Source organism: Methanohalobium sp., assembly GCF_018609725.1.
Taxonomy (GTDB): Archaea; Halobacteriota; Methanosarcinia; order Methanosarcinales; family Methanosarcinaceae; genus Methanohalobium.
Genome location: NZ_JAHENT010000120.1, coordinates 1 through 6439, shown reverse-complemented (window position 1 = coordinate 6439; position 6439 = coordinate 1). Strand labels below are relative to the sequence as shown.

Genomic DNA, 6439 nt, shown 5'->3' with positions numbered 1-6439 from the left:
GTGTATTAATGCTAATTCTATATTATTTCTTGCCAATTATGCAATCCGCAATCCCAAGTCAAGAAAGTGGAACATCACTCGGGTTCGGAAGTGGTGGGTTTGATGTGCCATTCTTCAAAGCAATAATTATGTCAACCCTATTCAATCTATCAATAACGATTGGATTCTTGTCAGGACAATTAAAAACAGGAGATATATTATCAGGTATCAAATATGCTATATTGTATATTGGGTTAACTGCTAGTATACTTGGCATCGGAGAATTATACATCAGTGGATTCCTTCCAATATAAAAACGAAACGCTACTCAACCAGACTAAAACAAGTATACCCTAATAGTTAAAGGGATAGAATACAATTACACAAGTATATATGGTTCACATAGTAAATAAACACAATAGCAATCACGGTCAAACTGTCGTCATCGGTGTAGTTCTTTTAGTTGCAATTTTAGTGATTGCAGCAGGATTCTATGTAGAAGATTCTAAGATACAAGCAGAAAATGAAGAGTTTGCTCATTATGATGATTTTGAACTCTCTATGTTAGACCTAGACGCTAAAACAAACCTTGTAACTACGACAAATGTTAGCCAGCAAACAACTTTCAACTCAAAAATACAATATCCGTTCATATTACAAGCACAACTAAATAACTATGGATACAAAGTTACAAATAGTAATAAAACCGCATCACTAACATACGAAAATAATTCAGGAATGCAATCATATACATATACTACAAACTCAATCAAAATAATTAAAAAATATAATTATGCTGACACAATGAGATACACATATGTTCACAGCATGCTATACCAAAACAAATCAAATACACAACCACAAATTAAATCTATTAACATTATAGATGATGAAGTTATTTTACTTCAGAATACAGATGCAGATATCAATATAAATCAACAACAAAGATATGTATTTAATATCCGTGGCGAGTCAACTAAACAACAACAAAAAACAATACAAAACGGTTCAATCAAAATTGAGACAGATGCTAATCTCTCTGAATTTAATACAATAGAACAAGAACCAAATGTAATTTCACTTACACGAGATGGAGATTCTATCGTAATTTCACTAAAAGACGGAGAATACACAGTTATTAAACAAAACAACACAATTACAACACGATGATAACCCCAACATTTTTAACACTACACGATAATACTTACTATATGTCAGACCCAAAAATTACTGAAATTGAGAAAAAAGCAATTAACAATACACTCTCAGAATATGCTGTCTCTCTTTCTTCAGTAAAACTCGACACCCTTCAAAAAGCATCTGCAATTACATTAGACGAACACGACTATAAATGTAGTAAATGTGGCACAGTAGGTGGTGTAAATGGTGATGAACAACTGGTATTAGTATTAAAAAACCCTGTTGATGAGTATGATTCAAAAGAAGATGCAATTTTTCCAGATAATCTTACTCCAGTTTGTCAAGACTGTTATAATAAAACAGAAACAACCGATGAAGCCGTTGCAACAACACAAACAAATACTGATAGTATCTCAGATAGGACAAAGTATAGTGTAAAAGGATTCGAAAAGATTGTCGCAAACAACACACCAAGCCTATTTTTCAAGAATAACTTCCGAAAAATTCTAACTGCATTCATCGTCCTCAGTATCGGACTGATTGGCTATGGAGCAGTTACCACACCGTCTGGATTTAGATTTTACACTTCACTTATCGGAGAATATAGTAATATAGCCTATTCACTACTCATTACTTATCCAGTAATTGTTTTTATTGGATTGTTACCACTTATTGGTGTTTATACCTTATTAGAATACTATACACCACCACAATACTTCCAACCATCGTATTATACAGGTTACTCAGTTGGACCTATCACAATCCCATATTTCTTCTTCATTTTCACACTTATTAGTTCAACCGCTGTGTGGACAAGTGTTACAATTACAAACACACTAAACTATACAAATATTGCACCAACGAACCCATATATTATGGTGACATTCATCCTCTCATTTGGATTACTACTTATCACACCAAGAGAATTTATCAAAATTGTCAACTCAGATAAATCTACAATTATTGCTCGTTCAATTACTGCCAAAGCAAGTAATATTGCAATAGATTATGATGATGTAGTCATTAATCCAAACTCGAACAATAAAACAACTCCAAAACTTGATAGTTCTCATATTCAAGAACTGTTTACACTTTATGAAACAGATGATGTTACAGGGACATACTATTATCCAGTGCTTTGGATTTGGCTAGTAAATACAACAACACTCTACGCAATTATAGCTATCTTATTCAGAGAAGTATTCTCAAATATTGTGTTTCTTGGTGCAGTATACAGCCCATTCTTCATTATGGCACTATACACAATCTACCGATACTACTATCAAACTAAAGTTAACGGTGAATTAACTGAAACAACTAATAAAATGAAATCAAACTACAGTATTGAAGACCCAAACGACACTTCAATTACAGACCTATTCAAGAAGTGATATACTATGAGTAAAATATCCTTTGGAACAGCAGCTGAAACCGTTAATACAAAATATTTATCAGACACATTTTTACTATTTTATAAACTAAAAGAATTAGTTAGTATTATCGGCATCGTTTCTCACGAATTCTCTCACTATATCGCATGTAAATTGTTAGGATTAGAAATATATGAATGGAAATTATTTACTTTACCAAAATCTGAATCAGAATCAGAACTAGTATTTGGGTATTTCACATATGAAAATACTACTAGTTATCAAAAAGAACTCTTAATTAATATCGCACCATTATTCTTTAATACTTTAGTTGCCACATCCCTATTCGTAGTTATAAAACCACAAACAACTCTTACTACTATACTATTAGCATGGATGATTATTTGCTTCTATGCAAAAGCAATCCCAAGCATTCAAGATATAAACAATATCAAAGACAATAGTAAAAACGCACAAGTCGGACTTAGTTATTATCTTATCATCCCACCATTACAATTCCTCGCAGAAGTCCGTATATTCGGCTTTGATTATATTATTGCAATTACACTCTATCTTACATTACTATCGCTCTAAAACCCTTATTTATTCGACAAATACAGCAATTCAATTATAGAAACTTAGAATAAATACCTGAAACTACCAAGCATTCATATTATACCCCGAAAGTTTTTAACCCTTCAAAGTTATAACATATATAATGAACTCATTTCAACTCGATAATAAAGATATCGGAAAACTCCTACAACCGCTTCAATATATCGATAGAGTAGATATTCGAGCATTACGACCGTCTCGAAATGCTTCAAATACGATGAACGAAATGGAACTGTTCTTAAACAAACATCACCAAAGCGGACATACAATTGGATTCGAAATGAATCACGAAAATGATAGAACAACATTTAACTTTATTTCAGACACTGTAAAATCTGAACAAACACGACAACGATTCATAACATTTAACGAAGAATCAGGACGAATGGAAAATGTTGAAACAAAAATGTTAGAAATCGAAAGTGGAAAATATATGACAGTAATCGATTTCCAACTCAATAAAGACATGTATCATCCAATTGCAACGCATAATAATATTGAAGGTCGTGACCCATTAGATGAAATATTAAATGAAATGGCGGGGCAATCACACAACATCTCATATAAATACCAAGTCATCGCACAACCAATCGCAGACAGCAAATGGAAACAACGCCGACCATTACCAATTTTAATCACAACCATATTACAAGCCGAATGGAACGGAATGAAACGAACATTAAACGGAATGTTAGACTACATTAAAGCACTTACATTTAATTCAGATGGGTCAACTTTAGACCAATTTAAAAGTGGTATCATAAACACTTTCGGTGGACCTTTTGATATGGTAACTGCTCCACTATTACTTCGAAACGGTATCAGTATTGACGAATATGCTGAATTATTCGTGGACGATGATACACTTGCAGACGCTGTAAAGAATAAAGGAAACTCTAAAGGATATCTTACAAAAATTCGCCTCATTGCCCTCGGTGAAGACGAAACGCAATTACTCGACTACACAAATGAAGTTGTCTCAACAGTTGAAGAAGTATACCGAACACAAAACACAGAAATTAACACAAACCAACAATTAGTTGGTATCCAACAAAACAATAACGCATGGATGACAACAGAAGGAGCAAAAATCGTTGGAAGACATACAGATATTGATTTCAATAATCGTATCACAGATACAGAATCATACGCTTCACTACGATTACAACGACGACGACCAACTGTCTTAACACCCCATGAACTTGCAGGCTTAATGCACTTCATCCAAGACAGCACACAACCAGGTATCCAATACGAATAATTACTACTATTTTATACCGTATACAAATAACCAAAGACTTTTAACCCTTTATACCAATATTATATAGTATGGCAAGTCTATTTGACTGGATTTACAACAAGCTTTCAGATTCTAATACAGGTTATACGGAAGAAGTCGTGCCTGCAACAGATGATGACATATCACAAAACCCATTTGCGTGTAAATTTACAACCAAAGAATATCACCAAGTAATTGACGGAAAAGAAGTTCGAATTGGTGGTATTGTGCTACGAAGAGACGATTCTGGTGAATGGAGTGAACAAATTGACCCATTTATGGGTGGTTACCCACGAGATGAAATTAATAAACAACAAACTAACTCTAACCCAACCATCTATATTGGATGGGGACAAGACAATATTGGTAATTTAAAGATTTATGGATATGATTTGAGTGAATGGAATCAACACGGTGTAATGTTTGGAAAAACAGGATTCGGTAAATCAACCAACATTCATAATATCCTCACTCAATTCAACACTTATGGGAATAATTTTGTTTTCATGACACCAAAAGAAGACGATGTATTAGATTTACTTGCTACACTACCAGATGATGAACTCGAAAAAACAGATGTTGTCCGTCCAGGTGCAACAAGTCCAGATGAAGTTGTTGGCTATAATCTATTCGACTTAACAGAAACAGAGAAAAAAGAATATATTGATGATAAGGTTGATACTTTCGTGACGATGATGTTGTCACAGTTTAGCCAATCAGGGGCACGAATGGAACCAACAAGCCGTGCTATTTCCCGTGCAATGATGATGAGCGACCAACAGTTCACAATTGCTGACTTTATTACTGTAATCACAGACCAAGACGCACTCGACATATTTATCAATAACATTAGTGAAGAACTTGAGATGACTCCAAGTGGATTCGAGAAGATTAAGAACTACGAAGTAGATGATGAACTCGACCCAATCTCAAACCGTATGCAACAGTTCAACGACCGTAACGCTCTCCGAAACATGTTCTTCCAAAAAGAATCAGATATTGATTTCAACGATTATGTAAGTGGAGACCGTAATCTAATCCTTGACTTGAAAGAAACTTCAGACAAACAAGTATTCGGAATGCTATTTGTCCGAGAACTATGGCTCGCAGCAAAGAAGAGAGGTGAACTGTCTAGCCCAGAATCATTTGTTATCTCCGTGATTGACGAATTTAACACAATAATTAACGAAGCAAACTACGAAATGTCTAACATCCGAGATATCTTCTCGAAAGCCCGTGCATACAACTTCGGTATGTTCGTCGCATCACAATACCCAGACCAATTACCAAGAGAGCTTGTTACTGAAGTAACCGAGAATACAATCATTAAGATTGGGTTAAAAACCGAAGACGGATATATGGCTAACTATCTTACAGATACAGAAATTCGTTCAGTCACACCAAACAATATCAAAAACTTAGAACGATATCAATCATTCATCCAACCACAAGATGATTTAGATAAATCTGCAAAAAAACTTAACAATTTCGCTGCATACCCACCACGAAGAACAATGAGAGAAACTATTACTATCCGAGATACTATCGTAAGTAGTATTGGTAGTCCACAAAAGAATGTCGATGCTTCATCCGCATCTATCGTCGGAGAAAACTCACCACAAAATAATAATGATACTGTCTCTAATGAACGAGAACGATGGATAGTTTGCAGAGCAATCGATATCGCACAACGATATGTCTTATACAACAACCCAGATGTAGAACAATATGACGAATACAATAAAGCAAAATATGTTGATTACGATGATGTAACACCAATCTTAGACGCATGGGGACTCGAATACAAATACAACGACCTCCAACAATTTGTTGAACAAAATAACATCTTATTCGAACAAATCCACACTTCCGATGGCACACAACTCGGATTATCAAATGACGGAGAAACACTCGCAAACAAACAAGATAGCGGAAGTTCAGCCAGCGGTGGCAAAGAAAACCACCGTGGTATGCTCACACAAGTCCGAGAAGAACTCGCAAAATACGGAGTTGCAGTTCAAGTCCCAGAACAAGAAGGAGAAATGTCTGACGCACT

General features: G+C 34.7%; 6 protein-coding genes. All 6 read left to right on the top strand.

The features are described from left to right. A partial coding sequence (locus QZ276_RS08160) for a hypothetical protein (protein ID WP_292487000.1) occupies positions 1–293 on the top strand: 293 nt, incomplete at its 5' end. Between the two features lie 79 nt (positions 294–372). Then, positions 373–1149 (top strand): hypothetical protein, encoded by a 777-nt coding sequence (locus QZ276_RS08155; RefSeq protein ID WP_292486998.1) that lies wholly within the window; start codon positions 373–375, stop codon positions 1147–1149. A 41-nt stretch (positions 1150–1190) separates the two neighbouring features. Further along, positions 1191–2510 carry a hypothetical protein gene (locus QZ276_RS08150; RefSeq protein WP_292486996.1) on the top strand — a complete coding sequence of 440 codons (1320 nt, stop codon included), beginning with the start codon at positions 1191–1193 and terminating at the stop codon, positions 2508–2510. Positions 2511–2516: 6 nt separating this feature from the next. Then, positions 2517–3083 carry a metalloprotease family protein gene (locus tag QZ276_RS08145; protein ID WP_292486995.1) on the top strand — a complete coding sequence of 189 codons (567 nt, stop codon included), beginning with the start codon at positions 2517–2519 and terminating at the stop codon, positions 3081–3083. 427 nt (positions 3084–3510) lie between these two features. Next, entirely contained in the window at positions 3511–4365 is an 855-nt protein-coding gene (locus tag QZ276_RS08140; RefSeq protein ID WP_292486993.1) for a hypothetical protein, read from the top strand. A gap of 137 nt (positions 4366–4502) precedes the next feature. Continuing rightward, the coding region (locus QZ276_RS08135; RefSeq protein ID WP_292486990.1) for a hypothetical protein at positions 4503–6439 on the top strand (1937 nt) is incomplete at its 3' end.

Bases quoted from the DNA above. Each gene is read 5' to 3' on its own strand.
- QZ276_RS08150 (WP_292486996.1), top strand. From the start codon at position 1,191: ATGTCAGACCCAAAAATTACTGAAATTGAGAAAAAAGCAATTAACAAT.
- QZ276_RS08140 (WP_292486993.1), top strand. From the start codon at position 3,511: ATGTTAGAAATCGAAAGTGGAAAATATATGACAGTAATCGATTTCCAA.
- QZ276_RS08155 (WP_292486998.1), top strand. From the start codon at position 373: ATGGTTCACATAGTAAATAAACACAATAGCAATCACGGTCAAACTGTC.
- QZ276_RS08145 (WP_292486995.1), top strand. From the start codon at position 2,517: ATGAGTAAAATATCCTTTGGAACAGCAGCTGAAACCGTTAATACAAAA.